Source organism: Nocardioides sp. Arc9.136, from assembly GCF_030506255.1.
In the GTDB taxonomy this organism is placed as follows: domain Bacteria; phylum Actinomycetota; class Actinomycetes; order Propionibacteriales; family Nocardioidaceae; genus Nocardioides.
On the sequence record NZ_CP113431.1, the window covers coordinates 2,547,383 to 2,562,592 of the forward strand.

General features: G+C 73.1%; 17 protein-coding genes. 1 reads left to right on the top strand and 16 read right to left on the bottom strand.

Translation table 11 applies throughout. From position 1 onward, the window contains the following. Nucleotide 1: 1 nt before the first annotated feature. The 14 genes from secF to OSR43_RS12455 all read right to left on the bottom strand — a co-directional run bounded on the left by secF (nt 2) and on the right by OSR43_RS12455 (nt 12,104). The gene (gene secF, locus OSR43_RS12390) at nt 2-1,273 is read right to left on the bottom strand and encodes a protein translocase subunit SecF (protein ID WP_302266858.1); all 1,272 of its coding nucleotides are present in this window, start codon (nt 1,271-1,273) and stop codon (nt 2-4) included. Beyond that, nucleotides 1,273-3,024 carry a protein translocase subunit SecD gene (gene secD / locus OSR43_RS12395; protein WP_302266859.1) on the bottom strand — a complete coding sequence of 584 codons (1,752 nt, stop codon included), beginning with the start codon at nt 3,022-3,024 and terminating at the stop codon, nt 1,273-1,275. The genes secF and secD overlap by 1 nt, the downstream gene beginning before the upstream one ends. Before the next feature lie 3 nt (nt 3,025-3,027). After that, nucleotides 3,028-3,318, bottom strand: a complete 291-nt coding sequence (gene yajC / locus OSR43_RS12400; protein WP_302266860.1) for a preprotein translocase subunit YajC — start codon at nt 3,316-3,318, stop codon at nt 3,028-3,030. A 164-nt stretch (nt 3,319-3,482) separates the two neighbouring features. Continuing rightward, nucleotides 3,483-4,553 (bottom strand): Holliday junction branch migration DNA helicase RuvB, encoded by a 1,071-nt coding sequence (ruvB, locus tag OSR43_RS12405; protein WP_302266861.1) that lies wholly within the window; start codon nt 4,551-4,553, stop codon nt 3,483-3,485. A 5-nt stretch (nt 4,554-4,558) separates the two neighbouring features. Beyond that, nucleotides 4,559-5,155, bottom strand: a complete 597-nt coding sequence (ruvA, locus tag OSR43_RS12410; protein ID WP_302266862.1) for a Holliday junction branch migration protein RuvA — start codon at nt 5,153-5,155, stop codon at nt 4,559-4,561. After that, nucleotides 5,152-5,733 (bottom strand): crossover junction endodeoxyribonuclease RuvC, encoded by a 582-nt coding sequence (gene ruvC, locus OSR43_RS12415; RefSeq protein WP_302266863.1) that lies wholly within the window; start codon nt 5,731-5,733, stop codon nt 5,152-5,154. The genes ruvA and ruvC overlap by 4 nt, the downstream gene beginning before the upstream one ends. A 115-nt stretch (nt 5,734-5,848) precedes the next feature. Further along, complete coding sequence (locus OSR43_RS12420) at nt 5,849-6,616, bottom strand: YebC/PmpR family DNA-binding transcriptional regulator (protein ID WP_302266864.1); 768 nt, start codon at nt 6,614-6,616, stop codon at nt 5,849-5,851. A gap of 90 nt (nt 6,617-6,706) precedes the next feature. Then, complete coding sequence (pdxT, locus tag OSR43_RS12425) at nt 6,707-7,282, bottom strand: pyridoxal 5'-phosphate synthase glutaminase subunit PdxT (protein WP_302266865.1); 576 nt, start codon at nt 7,280-7,282, stop codon at nt 6,707-6,709. A gap of 28 nt (nt 7,283-7,310) precedes the next feature. Further along, the gene (locus OSR43_RS12430) at nt 7,311-8,459 is read right to left on the bottom strand and encodes a metallophosphoesterase (RefSeq protein WP_302266866.1); all 1,149 of its coding nucleotides are present in this window, start codon (nt 8,457-8,459) and stop codon (nt 7,311-7,313) included. A 13-nt stretch (nt 8,460-8,472) separates the two neighbouring features. Then, nucleotides 8,473-9,375 (bottom strand): pyridoxal 5'-phosphate synthase lyase subunit PdxS, encoded by a 903-nt coding sequence (pdxS, locus tag OSR43_RS12435; RefSeq protein ID WP_302266867.1) that lies wholly within the window; start codon nt 9,373-9,375, stop codon nt 8,473-8,475. 19 nt (nt 9,376-9,394) lie between these two features. Further along, nucleotides 9,395-10,027: a phosphatidylinositol phosphate synthase gene (gene pgsA / locus OSR43_RS12440; RefSeq protein ID WP_302266868.1), complete on the bottom strand. Its 633-nt coding sequence runs from the start codon at nt 10,025-10,027 to the stop codon at nt 9,395-9,397. Nucleotides 10,028-10,039: 12 nt separating this feature from the next. After that, complete coding sequence (locus OSR43_RS12445) at nt 10,040-10,822, bottom strand: inositol monophosphatase (RefSeq protein WP_302266869.1); 783 nt, start codon at nt 10,820-10,822, stop codon at nt 10,040-10,042. Continuing rightward, nucleotides 10,819-11,385 (bottom strand): HIT domain-containing protein, encoded by a 567-nt coding sequence (locus OSR43_RS12450; protein ID WP_302266870.1) that lies wholly within the window; start codon nt 11,383-11,385, stop codon nt 10,819-10,821. The genes OSR43_RS12445 and OSR43_RS12450 overlap by 4 nt, the downstream gene beginning before the upstream one ends. Next, entirely contained in the window at nt 11,382-12,104 is a 723-nt protein-coding gene (locus tag OSR43_RS12455; RefSeq protein WP_302266871.1) for a TetR/AcrR family transcriptional regulator, read from the bottom strand. Before OSR43_RS12455 ends, OSR43_RS12450 begins: the two co-directional genes overlap by 4 nt. A 114-nt stretch (nt 12,105-12,218) precedes the next feature. Between OSR43_RS12455 and OSR43_RS12460 the strand changes: the two genes are divergently transcribed. Continuing rightward, the gene (locus tag OSR43_RS12460; RefSeq protein ID WP_302266872.1) at nt 12,219-12,356 is read left to right on the top strand and encodes a hypothetical protein; all 138 of its coding nucleotides are present in this window, start codon (nt 12,219-12,221) and stop codon (nt 12,354-12,356) included. Here OSR43_RS12460 and OSR43_RS12465 read toward each other — a convergent pair. Beyond that, the gene (locus OSR43_RS12465; protein ID WP_302266873.1) at nt 12,337-14,025 is read right to left on the bottom strand and encodes an FAD-dependent oxidoreductase; all 1,689 of its coding nucleotides are present in this window, start codon (nt 14,023-14,025) and stop codon (nt 12,337-12,339) included. The two genes, OSR43_RS12460 and OSR43_RS12465, sit on opposite strands and share 20 nt — an antisense overlap. 3 nt (nt 14,026-14,028) lie before the next feature. Beyond that, nucleotides 14,029-15,003 carry a diiron oxygenase gene (locus tag OSR43_RS12470; protein ID WP_302266874.1) on the bottom strand — a complete coding sequence of 325 codons (975 nt, stop codon included), beginning with the start codon at nt 15,001-15,003 and terminating at the stop codon, nt 14,029-14,031. Nucleotides 15,004-15,210 lie beyond the last annotated feature (207 nt).

The window sequence follows — 15,210 nt, forward strand, 5'->3', positions numbered from 1 at the left end:
GCTACTTCTTGCCGCGCTTGGAGCGGGTGACGCGGGAGGGCTGCTGGCGTCCGGCGGCCCCGCTGCTGCGGACCTCGCCCTTCGCCTGGGGTACGACGCGACCCCGCCCGCTCGCCTCGGGACGCCGCGGGGGCGCGGTGGCCGGCCGCTCGCCCACCGGCTCGTCGTCGACGAGGTCGGGGTCGACCAGCTCGGGGTCGGCCTCGGGGTCCCAGGCCGTGGCGCCGGTGGAGGCGGCGCCCTCGTCCGCGAACGACGGGACGGAGGCGTACCGGTCGGCCTGCGCCCGGGCCCGCGCCTTGGCGCGCCGCTCCTGCTCCTTGACCGACGACTCGTTCGACTTCAGGTGCACCAGCACGCGCGGCGCCAGGCAGACCGAGGAGTAGACGCCGACGGCCATGCCGACGAACTGCGAGAGCGCCAGGTCCTGCAGCGAGCTCGCGCCCAGCTGCACCGCGCTGACCCAGAGGATGGCGCCGATCGGGATGAGCGCGACGATGCCGGTGTTGATCGAGCGGACCAGGGTCTGGTTGACCGCGAGGTTGGCCGCGTCGGCGTAGGACTGGCCGGGCCGGCGGTACTCGTGGGTGTTCTCGCGGACCTTGTCGAAGACCACGACCGTGTCGTAGAGCGAGAAGCCGAGGATCGCCAGCAGGCCGGTGACCGCCGACGGCGTCACCGAGAAGCCCGACAGGGCGTAGATGCCGATCGTGATCGCGATGTCGTGGACCAGGGCCACCATCGCCGCGATCGACATCTTCCACTCGCGGAAGTAGATCCAGATGAAGACCATGACCAGCGCGAGGAAGACCGCGACGCCGATCGCGGCGCGCTCGGCCACCTGCTGGCCCCAGCTCGCGCCGATCTCGTCCTGGGAGATGTCGTTGGCCGGGTCGTCGACCGAGAGCGTGTCGGTGATGACGGAGACGACCTGGTCGTTCTCCTCCGGGCCGAGGTCCTCGACCTGGACGAGCAGCGACTCGCCCGCGGTCGTGACCACCGGGGAGTCCGCGCCCTCGACGCCGGCGTCGGCGACCGCCTCGCGCAGGGCGTCGGCGTTCTCCTGCGTCGCCTCGGAGGCGCCGACCGCGACGCGGTACTGGGTGCCGCCGGTGAACTCGATGCCGAAGTTGAGGCCCTTGACGAGCACGACGGCGATCGCGAGGCCGACGAGCAGCAGCGAGACGGCGTACCAGAGCGGCTTGCGACCGACGAAGTCGATCGACTTCCGACCGGTGTAGAGCTCGTTGCCGAGCCGCGAGAACTTGCCCATCAGGCCTTACCTCCAGCGGGGACCCGGTCGATGCCGAGCGTCTCGGGGCTGAGGCCGGAGAGCTGGCCGCCGCCGTTGAAGAACTTGTACCGCGCGAGGTAGGACACCGCGGGCTTGGTGAACCAGAACAGCACCGCGAGGTCGATCAGCGTCGACAGGCCCAGCGCGAAGCCGAAGCCCTTCACGGCGCCGGTCGCGAAGATGTAGAGCACGGCGGCGGAGAGCAGCGAGACGGTGTTCGCCGCGAGGCGGGTCACCTTCGCACGCTTCCAGCCGGTCTCGACCGCGACGCGCATCGACTTGCCCTCGCGCATCTCGTCCCGGATGCGTTCGAAGAACAGGATGAAGGAGTCGGCGGTGACACCGACCGCGATGATCAGGCCGGCGATGCCCGGCAGGGTCAGCGTGAACCCGGCGGTCTCGCTGAGCAGCAGCACCAACGCGTAGGTGATCAGCGCGGCGACCGCCAGCGAGCCGAGGACCACGATGCCGAGCCCGCGGTAGTAGACCAGGCAGTAGAGCATCACCAGGCCGAGGCCGAGGCCACCGGCCCAGAGGCCCGCCGAGAGCTGGTCACCGGCCAGCGAGGGGCCGATCGTCTCGGCCGACACGTCGTCCTGGAAGGCGATCGGCAGCGCGCCGAACTTCAGGCTGGTCGCCAGGCTCTTGGCCGTCGACTCGGTGAAGTCGCCGTAGATCTGCGCCTCGCCGTTGGTGATCACGGCGTCCATGCCGGGCGCGGAGAGCACCTGGCCGTCGAGCACGACGGCGAACTGGCCGTCGTTGTTGAAGAGCTTGCGGGAGATGTCCGCGAAGGTCTCGGTGCCCTCACCGTTGAAGCTGAGCTGGACGACCCAGTTCACCTGGCCCTGCGGGATCGCCGCGCCGGCGTCGGTCAGCTGGGTGCCCTCGATGGCGGCGGGAGACAGCAGGTACTTGATGACCTGGCCGCGCTCGCCGGTGTCGCAGGTGACGAGGGGCTTGGCCGGGTCGTCGACGACGTTCGGCGCCGAGCCGTCGGCCGGGCAGGTGAAGTCGTTGTAGGCCTTGATCGCGGCCTCGTTCGGCGCGTCGGTCCAGGCCAGCGGGTCACCGGCGTCCGGGCCGCCCTCGGGGGCCGGGGTCGGGGCGTTGCTCGCCTCGTCGCTCGGCTCGGCGCTCGGGCTCTCCGAGCCGTCGGCCTGGGAGGGCTTGGCGGCGAAGCCGACCGGCGGGCGGTTGCTGCTGCCCTGCTGGCCGCCGTCGCCGTTCCCGGCACCGCCGTTGCCGGCACCACCGTTCCCGGCACCACCGTTCCCGCCGGCGTTCGGGTCGACCTGGACCGTGCCCTCGGGGAGGCTGTTCGGGTCCAGGGCCGGCGCGCCGCCACCGGTGGCGCACGGCCCCGGGGCGTCCTCGGAGCAGGCCACGAGCCGGAACCGCAGCTGCGCCTGGCGCTTGACGGTGTCGAGCAGGTCGCGCCGCGAGCTGCCCGGGATCTCGACGACGATGATGTTGTCGCCCTCGGTGACGACGTCCGCCTCGGTGACACCGCTGCCGTTCACGCGGTCGTCGATGATCTGGCGCGCCTGCTCGAGGCTGTCGGCCGGCGGGTCCTCGTCGTCGGCGACCAGCGTGATCCGGGTACCGCCCTGGAGGTCCAGGCCGAGCTCGGGCTTCCAGCTGCCGCCGAGGGTCACCAGTCCGTAGAGGAGCACCAGGCCGAGGAAGAACACCCCGAGGGTGCGTCCCGGACGGGGCTTGCGTGCCATGTGTCAGATCTCCTTCGGCTCGTCGGCGACGGGCCCTGGCTGTGCGACGGTCCCGATCGCGCCGCGGGCGACGGTCACGACGACCCCCTCGGCGATCTCGATCCGGGCGGTGTCGTCGGAGAGCTCGCGGATCGTGCCGAGGAAGCCGGAGGTCAGGACGACCTCGTCACCCACCTCCAACGACGACTGCATGCGGACGAGTTCCTTCTGGCGCCGGGAAGCCGGCCTGATGAGCAGGAGCCAGAAGAGGAGTGCGATGCCGACCAGGGGCAACAAGGAGGCGAGCTCCGGCACGACGAGACCTCTCGAGCGATGATGGGGAGGCCGCGCACCCGGGCGAGTCCCGGGGCGGCCGACGAGGAAGCATACCTACGGCCTCGCCCGCACGGACGAATCCCGCGGACCGGCAGGTCGCCGCGGACACGCCGGGCGCGGCGGCCGCGGGACGGCCCCCGGGCTCACTCCTCGAAGAGCGTCGGCTCCCCCGTGGACGGCGGGACGGCGAGCCCGAGGTGCTCCCAGGCGGCGGGTGTGGCGATCCGGCCGCGCGGCGTACGGGCCAGGAAGCCGTTGCGGACGAGGAAGGGCTCGGCGACCTCCTCGACGGTCTCCCGCTCCTCGCCCACGGCGACCGCCAGGGTCGAGATGCCGACCGGTCCTCCGCCGAACCGGCGGCACAGGGCGTCGAGGACCGCGCGGTCGAGCCGGTCCAGGCCCAGCTGGTCGACCTCGTAGAGGTCCAGCGCCGCCTCGGCGACCGTCCGGGTGACCACGCCGTCGGCGCGGACCTGCGCGTAGTCGCGCACCCGGCGCAGCAGGCGGTTGGCGATGCGGGGGGTGCCCCGCGAGCGGGAGGCGATCTCGGCGCTGCCCTCGTCGGTCAGCTCGACCCCGAGCAGCCCGGCGGAGCGGTGGACGATCAGGTCGAGCTCGTGCGGCTCGTAGAACTCCAGGTGGGCGGTGAAGCCGAACCGGTCGCGAAGCGGACCCGGCAGCAACCCGGCCCGGGTGGTCGCCCCGACCAGGGTGAACGGCGGCAGCTCGATCGGGATCGCGGTCGCGCCGGGCCCCTTGCCGATGACGACGTCGACTCGGAAGTCCTCCATCGCCATGTAGAGCATCTCCTCGGCCGGCCGGGACATGCGGTGGATCTCGTCGACGAAGAGCACCTCGCCCTCGTTCATCCCCGACAGGATCGCGGCGAGGTCGCCGGCGTGGGTGATGGCCGGGCCGCTGGTCAGCCGCAGCGGGGCCGCCATCTCGGCGGCGATGATCATCGCCAGGGTGGTCTTGCCCAGGCCCGGAGGACCGCTGAGCAGCACGTGGTCGGGGGCACGCCCCCGGCGACGTGCGGCCTCGAGCACGAGCCCGAGCTGGTCGCGCACCCGCGACTGCCCGACCACCTCGTCGAGCGTGCGGGGTCGCAGCGCCGCCTCGACCGCCCGCTCGTCGCCGTCGGCCTCGGCCGCCGTGATGGACCGGAGGTGGGACTCCTCGGCCTCGTCGAGCTCGTCCTCGTGGAAGGGCACGGCGCTCAGGCCTTGCTGAGCGTGCGGAGGGCCGCGCGGAGCAGCGTCGCGACGTCGGGCACGGCTCCAGCGTCGGGCGCGACCGCGTCGACGGCCTTCTCGGCGTCCTTCGCCGACCAGCCGAGGCCGACCAGGCCCTGGTGCACCTGGTCGCGCCACGGCTCGGCACCGGCCGCTGCCGGGGCCGAGACGGCGCCCGTCGGAGGACCGATCCGGTCCTTGAGCTCGAGGATGATCCGCTGGGCGCCCTTCTGGCCGATCCCGGGCACGCGGGTGAGCGTCTTGACGTCGTCGGAGCCGATCGCGCGGCGCACGTCGTCGGGGCTGAGCACCGCGACCATGGCCTGGGCCACCTTCGGGCCGACGCCGGAGGCGGTCTGGACGAGCTCGAAGATGCTCTTCTCGTCCTCGTCGGCGAACCCGAAGAGGGTCAGCGAGTCCTCGCGGACGACCATGCTGGTCGCCAGTGTCGCGCTGTGGCCGGTGCGCAGCCCCGCGAGCGTGCCGGGCGTGCACATCAGCTCCAGACCCACCCCGCCGACCTCGAGGACCGCGCTGGTCAGCGTGACCCCCGCGACCTGTCCGCGGACGAACGCGATCAACCTCGACTCCTTGCTCTCGTCGGTGCCGGCGGGCGGGCCGGCGTGCGGGCGGCCGCGCGGGCCGGCGTCCGGGACGCCGCCAGGGCGGCCTCGATCCGGGCCTGCGCGCCACCGCGCCAGATGTGGGTGATGGCCAGCGCCAGCGCGTCGGCGGCGTCGGCCGGCTTGGGCATCGCGTCGAGCCGCAGGATCCGCGTCACCATCGCGCCCACCTGCGCCTTGTCGGCGCGGCCGTTGCCCGAGACGGCCGCCTTGACCTCGCTGGGGGTGTGCAGCGCGACCGGCAGTCCGCGGCGCGCGGCGCAGACCATCGCGATGCCGCTCGCCTGGGCGGTGCCCATGACGGTGCTGACGTCGGACCGGGCGAAGACCCGCTCGATCGCCACGGCGTCGGGTCGGTGCTCGTCGAGCCACGCGTCGACGCCCTTCTCGATGGTGACCAGCCGCTCGGCCACGGGCCGGTCGGCGCTGGTGCGCAGCACGTTGACGTCGACCAGGTCCAGCGGCCGCCCGACCGAGCCCTCGACCACGCCCATCCCGCAGCGGGTCAGGCCGGGGTCGATCCCGAGCACGCGCATGGCCAGCCTTCCGTCGAACGTCTGTTCGGGAGGAACGCTAGCCGCCGGGCGCCGCCGTACCCACGGCGACACGCCCGAGGCGCGCCGGTCACGCCGCTCAGGACCGTGGAGCCCGTCAGGCGTCCTCGAGCGCCGCGAGCACGTCGGCCGGGACGTCGACGTTGCTGAACACGTCCTGCACGTCGTCGAGGTCCTCGAGGGCGTCGACGAGCTTGAAGACCTTGCCGGCGGCGGTCGCGTCGACGGGGATGTCCATGGTCGCGACGAACTGGATGTCGGCGGAGTCGTAGTCCAGGCCGGCCGCCTGGAGCGCGGTGCGGACCGCCACGAGGTCGGTCGCCTCGGAGATGACCTGGAACTGGTCGTCGAGGTCGTTGACCTCCTCGGCACCGGCGTCGAGGGTCGCCTCGAGGACGTCGTCCTCGGTGACCTCCTTGCCCTCCTGTGCCTTCGGCACCAGGACGACGCCCTTGCGGTTGAACAGCCGCGAGACCGAGCCCGGGTCGGCCATGGTGCCGCCGTTGCGGGTGACCGCGGTGCGGACCTCCATCGCTGCCCGGTTCTTGTTGTCGGTCAGGCACTCGACGAGGATGCCGACGCCCTGGGCGCCGTAGACCTCGTAGGTGATGGTCGTGTAGTCGGCACCGCCGGTCTCGGCGCCCGACCCGCGCTTGACCGCGCGGTCGATGTTGTCGTTGGGGACCGAGGACTTCTTGGCCTTCTGGATGGCGTCGTACAGCGTGGGGTTGCCGGCCGGGTCACCGCCGCCCATCCGGGCCGCGACCTCGACGTTCTTGATCAGCTTGGCGAACATCTTGCCGCGCTTGGCGTCGATGGCGGCCTTCTTGTGCTTCGTGGTCGCCCACTTGGAGTGGCCAGACATACGTCCCTCTTCCCGCGCCGGTCGTGTGCTGCTGCATCCCCTGCAACGACCGTCGATCCTAGCGCCGGCAGCGGCGGGCGGCCGACACGGTCAGCCGACGAGGTCGAGGAACAGCCGGTGCAGGCGCCCGTCGCCACCGACCTCGGGGTGGAAGCTGGTCGCCAGCAGCGCCCCCTGTCGTACGGCGACGGGGTGGCCGGCCGCCTCCGCGAGCACCTCCACACCGGCGCCCACCTCCTCGACCCACGGGGCGCGGATGAACACGGCGTGCACCGGGTCCGCCAGCCCGGACACGGGCAGGTCGGTCTCGAAGGAGTCGACCTGCCGGCCGAAGGCGTTGCGCCGCACCGTGACGTCCAGCCCGCCGACGGTCTCCTGGCCCACGGCGCCGTCGCGGACCCGCTCGGCGAGCAGGATCATCCCCGCGCAGGTGCCGAAGGCCGGCATGCCCGAGGCGACCCGACGGCGCAGCGGGTCGAGCAGCGCGAAGGTCCGCAGCAGCGTGGCCATCGTGGTCGACTCACCACCCGGCAGCACCAGTCCGTCGACCCGCTCCAGCTCCTCGGGGCGGCGCACGGTCGTCGCCGCCACGCCGAGGCCGGTGAGAGCGGAGACGTGCTCGCGGACGTCGCCCTGCAGGGCGAGGACACCGATGGTGGGTGGCACGGGTCGAGAGCGTAGGCGCGCGCCCGGCTCAACCACCGTGCAGGGTGACGACGGTGACCTCGGGCGCGGCGCCGGTGCGGACCGGCGGGCCGGAGGTGCCGACCCCACGCGAGGTGACGACCGTGACGCCGTCGACCCGGTCGACGCCGGCGGTCGTCGGCTGCTGCAGCGGCACCAGCCAGCCGAACGGCCAGATCTGCCCGCCGTGGGTGTGCCCCGAGAGCTGCAGGTCGACGCCGGCACCGGCGACGAGCTGCCGCGGCTCGTGCGCGACGTACACGACGTAGTCGTCGGGGCGGGTGCCCCCGAGCGCGGTGGCCGGGTCCGGCTCGAGGGCGCCGGTCCCGATCTCGTCGTGGACGCCGGCCACGACGAGGGGGTCTCCCCCGCGGGTCAGCACCACGCGCTCGTTGCGCAGGACGTCGATGCCGAGCCGGTCGAGGCGGTCGAGGTACGCCGGCGCGTCGCCGGACTCGATCTCGTGGTTGCCCGAGACCGCGAGCACGCCGAGGGGCGCCTGCAGGTCCGCGAGCGGGTCGAGGTCCGGACCGGTCCAGCGCTCGCGGCCGTCGACGAGGTCCCCGCCGAGGACCACGAGGTCGGGCCGCTGCTCGTTGACCAGGTCGACGACCCGGCGGGTCCAGGCCTCGCCGTGGACGACGCCGACGTGGAGGTCGGTGAGCAGCACGATGCGCGCGCCGTCCCACCCGGCGGGCACCGCCGCCGAGCCGATGTCGTACGACGTGGCCCGCGGCCGCTGCGCCACGACGGCGCCCACGGCCATGACGACCAGGGCGAGGACGACGACGAGCGGGGTGCCGACGCGCAGCAGCCGCTCCCGGCCGGCGGGCCGGCGCAGCAGCCGCAGCACGAGCGCGGCGACGGCGAGCAGCGCACAGCCGAGGGTGAGGTACCAGGCGAGCCCGAGCCAGGCCAAGCCCACCCACAGCACCGGCCGCAGCGGCGCGGGGTCGAGCGTGCGGTAGGCGAGGTTCGTCGCGGCGTACAGCAGCAGGCCCCCGACGACCACGGCGAGCGAGGTGCGGCGCGCCCAGCGGGGCGCGCCGGTGACGACCGCGAGCCTGCGGTGGAGCCAGCGGGCCCACCACCCGACCAGCGCGAGGAGCAGGAGGAGGGCCAGGACGCCGAGGACCTGGCCCACCCACGAGTCCTGCACGTCGGTCAGCTGGTCACCAGCCGCGCTCGGCGAGGCGGTGGGGCTGCGGGATCTCCTCGACGTTGATGCCGACCATGGCCTCGCCAAGCCCGCGCGAGACCTTCGCGACCACGTCGGGGTCGTCGTGGAACGTCGTGGCCTTGACGATCGCCTCGGCACGCTGCGCGGGGTTGCCGGACTTGAAGATCCCCGACCCCACGAACACGCCCTCGGCGCCCAGCTGCATCATCATCGCCGCGTCCGCCGGGGTCGCGATGCCGCCGGCGGTGAAGAGCACGACCGGCAGCTTGCCGGACTCGGCGACCTCCTTGACCAGGTCGTACGGCGCCTGCAGCTCCTTGGCCGCAACGTAGAGCTCGTCGCCCTCCAGCGCCGCCAGCCGGCGGATCTCCCCGCGGATCGTGCGCATGTGGGTCACCGCGTTGGACACGTCGCCGGTGCCGGCCTCGCCCTTGGAGCGGATCATCGCCGCGCCCTCGGTGATCCGCCGCAGCGCCTCGCCCAGGTTCGTCGCGCCGCACACGAACGGCACCGTGAAGGCCCACTTGTCGATGTGGTGGGCGTAGTCGGCCGGGGTCAGCACCTCGGACTCGTCCACGTAGTCCACGCCGAGCGCCTGCAACACCTGCGCCTCGGCGAAGTGACCGATCCGCGCCTTGGCCATCACCGGGATCGAGACGGCCTCGACGATCCCGTCGATCATGTCCGGGTCGCTCATCCGCGACACGCCGCCCTGGGCACGGATGTCGGCGGGCACCCGTTCGAGCGCCATCACCGCGACGGCCCCGGCGTCCTCGGCGATCTTCGCCTGGTCGGGGGTGACGACGTCCATGATGACGCCGCCCTTGAGCATCTCGGCCATGCCTCGCTTGACGCGGGTGGTGCCGGTGCTCGGGGTGCTGGTGCTCTCGCTCATGGCCCGAGCGTAGGCGGATTTACCCGGCGGACGGATTCGGGTCCGTCACGGCCGCGAGCGCCTGCTGGCGCACCACCCAGATCCGCTGCACGACCGTGACGGTCGAGGCGATGGCGAGGGCCCACAGCGCGACGTGCATCAGGACCGGCAGGTCGAAGATCGCTCCGAGACCGGTCATCACCAGGATCGCCACGAGCCGGTCGGCGCGCTCGGCGATGCCCACCTTGGCGGTGTAGCCGAGGCCCTCCGCGCGGGCCCGGGCGTAGGAGGTCACGCTGCCCATCACCAGGCAGACCAGCGACAGCACGAGGTAGAGCCGGCTGTCGCCCTCCCACGCGAAGTAGAGGGCGAGACCGGCGAAGATGGCGCCGTCGCCGATCCGGTCGAGCGTGGAGTCGAGGAACGCCCCGAAGCTGCTCGAGCGGCCGGTCGTGCGCGCCATGTAGCCGTCGACGAGGTCGCTGAAGACGAAGGCGGTGATGACGAGCGTGCCGATGAGGAGCTCGCCCTGCGGGTAGAACACGAGCGCGCCGGCGCACACCCCGATCGTCCCGACGAGGGTCACGACGTCGGCGCTGACGCCGAGCCTGATGAGCAGGTGGGCGACGGGGGCGACGACCTTCGTCCAGAAGGCACGGAAACGATCCAGCATGGCGGGAGCAGGCTAGCGGTCGAGCAGCCGCGAGCAGACTTCGGCGACCGCGGTGGGCGGCCCGGCGACGTACCAGTCCTTCCCGGCGACCTCCACGTGCCGGGTCACTCCCCCGACTCCGCGGATGATCGCGGCGCCGGGCAGCTCGTCCCACGGCGCCACGGAGTGCTGGAAGACCAGGCCGATGCGCCCGGTCGCCACGCCGACCTGGTCCATGCTCATCGACCCCAGCCACCGCAGCGCGGCCGCACCGCCCGCGGCGCGGCGCCAGGCGGCGCCGACCTCGCCCTCGAGGAAGGGCGGGTGGAGGTACGTCGCCACGCCGATCTCCGTGAGCGGCCGGTCGGCCAGCGGGGCCAGCGGCCCGCCGTCGCACGTGCTCGGCAGCCCCGGCCCGCCGACGTACGTCGCGTCGCCCAGGGGGTCGTGGACCGCCCCGACGAGCAGGTCCTCGGTGTCGCGGAGGCCGACGGCCGAGCACCACCACGGCAGGTCGTTGACGAAGTTGTAGGTGCCGTCGACGGGGTCGACGACCCAGGAGCGGCCGTTCGTGCCGGCCGCGACGTGCCCGTGCTCCTCGCCCAGCACCGCGTCGCCGGGCCGCTCGGCGCGCAGCCGCCCGGTGACCAGCTCCTCCGCGGCCCGGTCCGCCGCGGTGACGACGTCGGAGATCGACGTCTTGTAGTCGGTCTCGAGGCCCTCGGACCGCATCCGCCGGGCGAGGGTCCCGGCCGCGCGCACCAGGTCCGCGGCCAGGCGGGCGTCCTCGGCGAGGTCGGGCGCGGGGTCGCTCACGCGCCCGTCCCGCCCGGCCAGGCCTCCGCGAGCATCGCTCGGGTGTCCCCGAGCAGCTCGGGGAGCGTCTTGGTGCGGCCGATGATCGGCATGAAGTTCTGGTCGCCCGGCCAGCGCGGCACGACGTGCTGGTGGAGGTGCGCGGCGATGCCGGCACCGGCGATGTGGCCCTGGTTCATGCCGATGTTGAACCCTCCTGCGCCCGAGACCCGGCGGACCACGCGCATGGCGTCGCGGGTGAGGTCGGCGATCTCGGCCGCCTCCTCGTCGGTGGTCTCGGTGTAGTCGGCGATGTGGCGGTAGGGGCAGACCATCAGGTGCCCCGGCGCGTAGGGGTAGAGGTTGAGGACCACGAACGAGAGCCGTCCGCGGTGCACGACCAGGCCCTCGTCGTCGGCCAGCGACGGGATGCGGCAGAAGGGGCACTCGCCGGACGAGGCGTCCGCCGGCTTGTTCTCGCCGCGGATGTAGGCCATCCGGTGCGGCGTCCAGAGCCGGTCCAGCTCGTCGGTGCGGCCGACGCCGTCCTGGTGCAGCACGCCCTCGACGCTCCCCTCGCTCACGGCACGACCTCTCCCCGGGCGACCGCCGCGGCCAGCAGCTCCTCGACCGGCTGGCGCGGGTCGAGCTCGATGCCCAGCGCCCGGCCGTGACCCTCGAGGGTGAACCACACCGACCGGGTCACCAGCTCGACCATCTTCGGTGCCGCCGGCACCCGTTCGGGGCGGGCGACCCAGCGGCGCACGGCTCCGAAGACCGCACCGACGAGCCCGAAGACCAACGGGTCGATCGCGGCGCGCTCGTCCTCGGAGACCTCCAGGCCCAGCAGCTCGACGGCGGTCGTGATCAGCTCGCAGACCTGGCCCGCGATCCGCTCCAGACCCTGCTGCAGCGGCCCGGTGACGTCGGCCTCCTGCTCGGCGACCCGGTGCAGGGCGGGGTGGGCGACGGCCCAGCCGACGTACGTCGCGACGATCCGCTCCACGATCTGCGGGATCGTGCCGTCGAGGGTGACCGAGGGCAGCAGCTCGGCCCACAGCCCGTCGAGGATCTCGACCTGGACCGCACGGTCGAGGTCGCTGCGGTCGGCGAAGTGGCGGTAGACGACCGTCCGGTTCAGCCCCGCCCGCTCGGCGATCTGCTGCACGTGGAACTCCGCGCCCGGCTCGCCCGCCTCGATCACCGCGATGGCGGCGTCCAGGATCTGCTGGCGGCGCTGCTGGTTGTGCCGGTCCCAGCGCGCCTGGCGTCCGTCGGGACGCTCCTGCTCGCTGGACGACATCCTCAGCCCCGTTTCTCCCTGAACCGTTGGTCGGCGGAGGCCAGGGTATCCGGGGGGAGAGGGGCGTAGGCTCACCGGACGGGGCCGCCCAGGCCCTCCACCAAGGGATACGCCATGAGCGACAAGTCGCCGCGCCAAGGAATGTCGAAGAAGTCCGGCAAGTCGATCAAGGAGAAGCGGGGCGAGAAGCGCGCGAAGGCCGCCTCGGACACCGCGAGCTCCATGGACAAGTTCACCGAGAAGAAGCGCTGAGCCCCCGCCGGCCGCGACGGCCGGCGCTCATCACCGTCTCGACCATCTCGACGGGATCGGTCAGCTTCACGCGGGGACGGCCCGCGGCCTCGCCGCGGCGCCGCTCCTCGCGGTCGATCGCGCGCCAGCCGGCGAGGTCGACGACGTGCACGTCGCGCGCCGCGAGCAGGCGGCGCACGTCCTCGGTCGAGGTCACCCGCTCCTCGAGCAGCCCGGCGTCGAGGTCGTCGAGCAGGGCCTCGACGGCCTCCTGGGCGCACGCCTTGTTGGTGCCCAGGAAGCCGGTCGGACCGCGCTTGACCCAGCCGGCGACGTACGTCCCGGGCTCGACGCGGCCGTGCTCGTTCGGCACCGTCCCGGACACCGGCTCGTGCGGCAGCCCGGCGACGGGCCGGCCGCGGTAGCCGACCGAGCGCAGCACCATGCCGGCCTCCAGCACCTCGGTCTCGCCGGTCGCCTTCGCCCGTGGCACCCCGGCGGCGTCCGGCACCAGCTCGTTGCGGACCAGCTCGACGCCCTCGACGCGGTCGGACCCGAGCACGCGGGTCGGCGAGGCGAGGAAGCGGAGCACGATCCGCCGCCGTGAGGGGTCGGGGGTGCGGTGGGTGAGCTCGCGCAGCACGCGCGACCGCAGGTCGTCGCCCGCGGGACCCTCGGGCTCCGCCCCGTCCGCGTCGGCCCCGCCCGGGTCGACGACGACGTCGACGACGCCGGACCGGGCGAGCCCGGCGAGGCCCACCAGCTCGGGGGTCGTGAAGGACGCCTGGCCGGGCCCGCGGCGCCCGACCACGACGACCTCGCGGACGGCGCTGGCGCGCAGCGCCGCCAGCGCGTGGTCAGCGACGTCGGTGCGCGCGAGGTCGTCGGGGTCGGCGGTCAGGACGCGGGCGACGTCGAGCGCCACGTTGCCGTTGCCGATGACCACCACGCGCTCGTGGGAGAGGTCGACGGCGAGGTCGCGGTGGTCGGGGTGGCCGTTGTACCAACCGACCAGGGCCGTCGCCGAGCTCGAGCCGGGAAGGTCCTCCCCCGGCACCTCCAGCCGCCGGTCGGCCGACGCGCCGACGGTCCACACGACGGCGTCGTAGCGCTCGTCGAGCTCGGCGCGGGTGACGTCCCGGCCGACCTCGACGCCAAGAAGGTAGCGGAAGCCGGGCTGCTCCTCGATCGCCCGGAAGAGCCGCTCGGCCTCCTTGGTGTGCTGGTGGTCCGGGGCGACGCCGGCGCGGAGCAGGCCGTACGGCGTGGGCAGCCGGTCGAGCACGTCCACGGTGACCTCGGGGTGCTGGAGCAGCTCGTCGGCCGTGTAGAGCCCGGCCGGCCCGGCACCGACCACGGCGACGCGGACCGGCCGGGACCGCCGGAGCCGGCGCTGCGGGGGGACCAGCGCCAGCGGGGTGCGGTCGGCGTGCGGGAACGCGTCGTAGTAGGCCGCGTTGAGCTCGCGAAACGGCTCCTGCTCGGGGGTCAGCGCGGTGTCCGGGACGACCGCCCCGACCGGGCACGCCGTGGTGCACGCACCGCAGCCCACGCACGAGCGCGGGTCGACGTACAGCATCTCGGCGGTCGCGAAACCGGGCTCCCCCGGCGCGGGGTGGATGCAGTTGACCGGGCAGGCGACGACGCACGAGGCGTCGGCGCAGCAGGACTGCGTGACGACGTACGGCACGGGTCAGGAGGCCGCGGAGGCGGGCTGGCTGCGGAACCGGGAGCTGCGGCCGTCGATGCCCATCAGCCGCCACAGGACGCGGGAGACCGGGTTCATCATGCCGGTGCGCTCGGCGAGCATCCGGACGTCGGCGAAGAGGTCGCGCAGGAACTTCCGCGACTCCTCGCGCCCCCACCAGACCTCGCGGACGACCGAGCGCGGGATGCCCATGTCGCGGCGCGCCTTGCGGCCCGGACGGAGGATCTGGTCGCAGAGCCAGCGCATGATCAGCGGCACGACGAGGCTCAGCACCACCCGCTCGACGCGACCCAGGCGCGGGGCCCGGTGCTCGAGGTACTGGTGGGCGAACCCGATGTGGCGGGCCTCCTCGGCCACGTGGATCTGCATGATCCGCCGCAGCAGCGGGTGCATGTCGTCGCCGGCGCGCAGCACCGACTTCTGGACGTGGTCGATCGGCTCCTCGCCGGCGAGCACGCCGTAGAAGAACCCGAACGGCGCCCACTTGGCGAACAGCGGCAGGAACGGCGCGACCGCGCGGAAGGTCCAGGTGCCGCCCGCGACGTCCTGCCCGGAGCGGTTCACGAACTCCTGGAACATCTGGGTGTGGTGGCACTCCTCGGTCGCCTCGTGGGTGGAGTACCGGAACTCGGGGCTGCCGTTGCGCAGGCCGAAGGCGTAGTTCATCAGCCCGCTGATCAGGATCTGCTCGAACTGCAGGCCGACCTTGGTGATGTTGGCCTGGCGGTAGAGCCCGATCTCGACCTGTCGCTCGAGCGGCAGCGAGCGGTACCACTCGTGGCGGCCGAGGACGTCGGTCGCCGGCAGCACCCACCGGCGGTCGGTCGGGTCCACGGCGTACGCGGGGTCGTCCCACGCGATGTCGAGGAACGCGTCGAAGTGCTGGTGCACCGACGCCTCCGACAGCGTGCGGAGCGTGTCGTCGTACGAGCTGGGGCGCTGGTCCGTCGTCGCGGTCATGCGGCGAGGTTAGTGCGACACGACGTCCGATGTAAATAGGTGTGTGCGACGCGTGTCGCGGGTACTCCGGCTGGCTGGTCGCCGGGCCCGCTTGTAACGCGCCGTTCGGTGCTCTGTCGGCATGGTGCAACGGGCGGGTAGTGCTCCGAACAGCGCGTTACAAGGCGCGCGACGCGCCGAGGCCCGCCCCAGGAGCTGGAGCGGGCC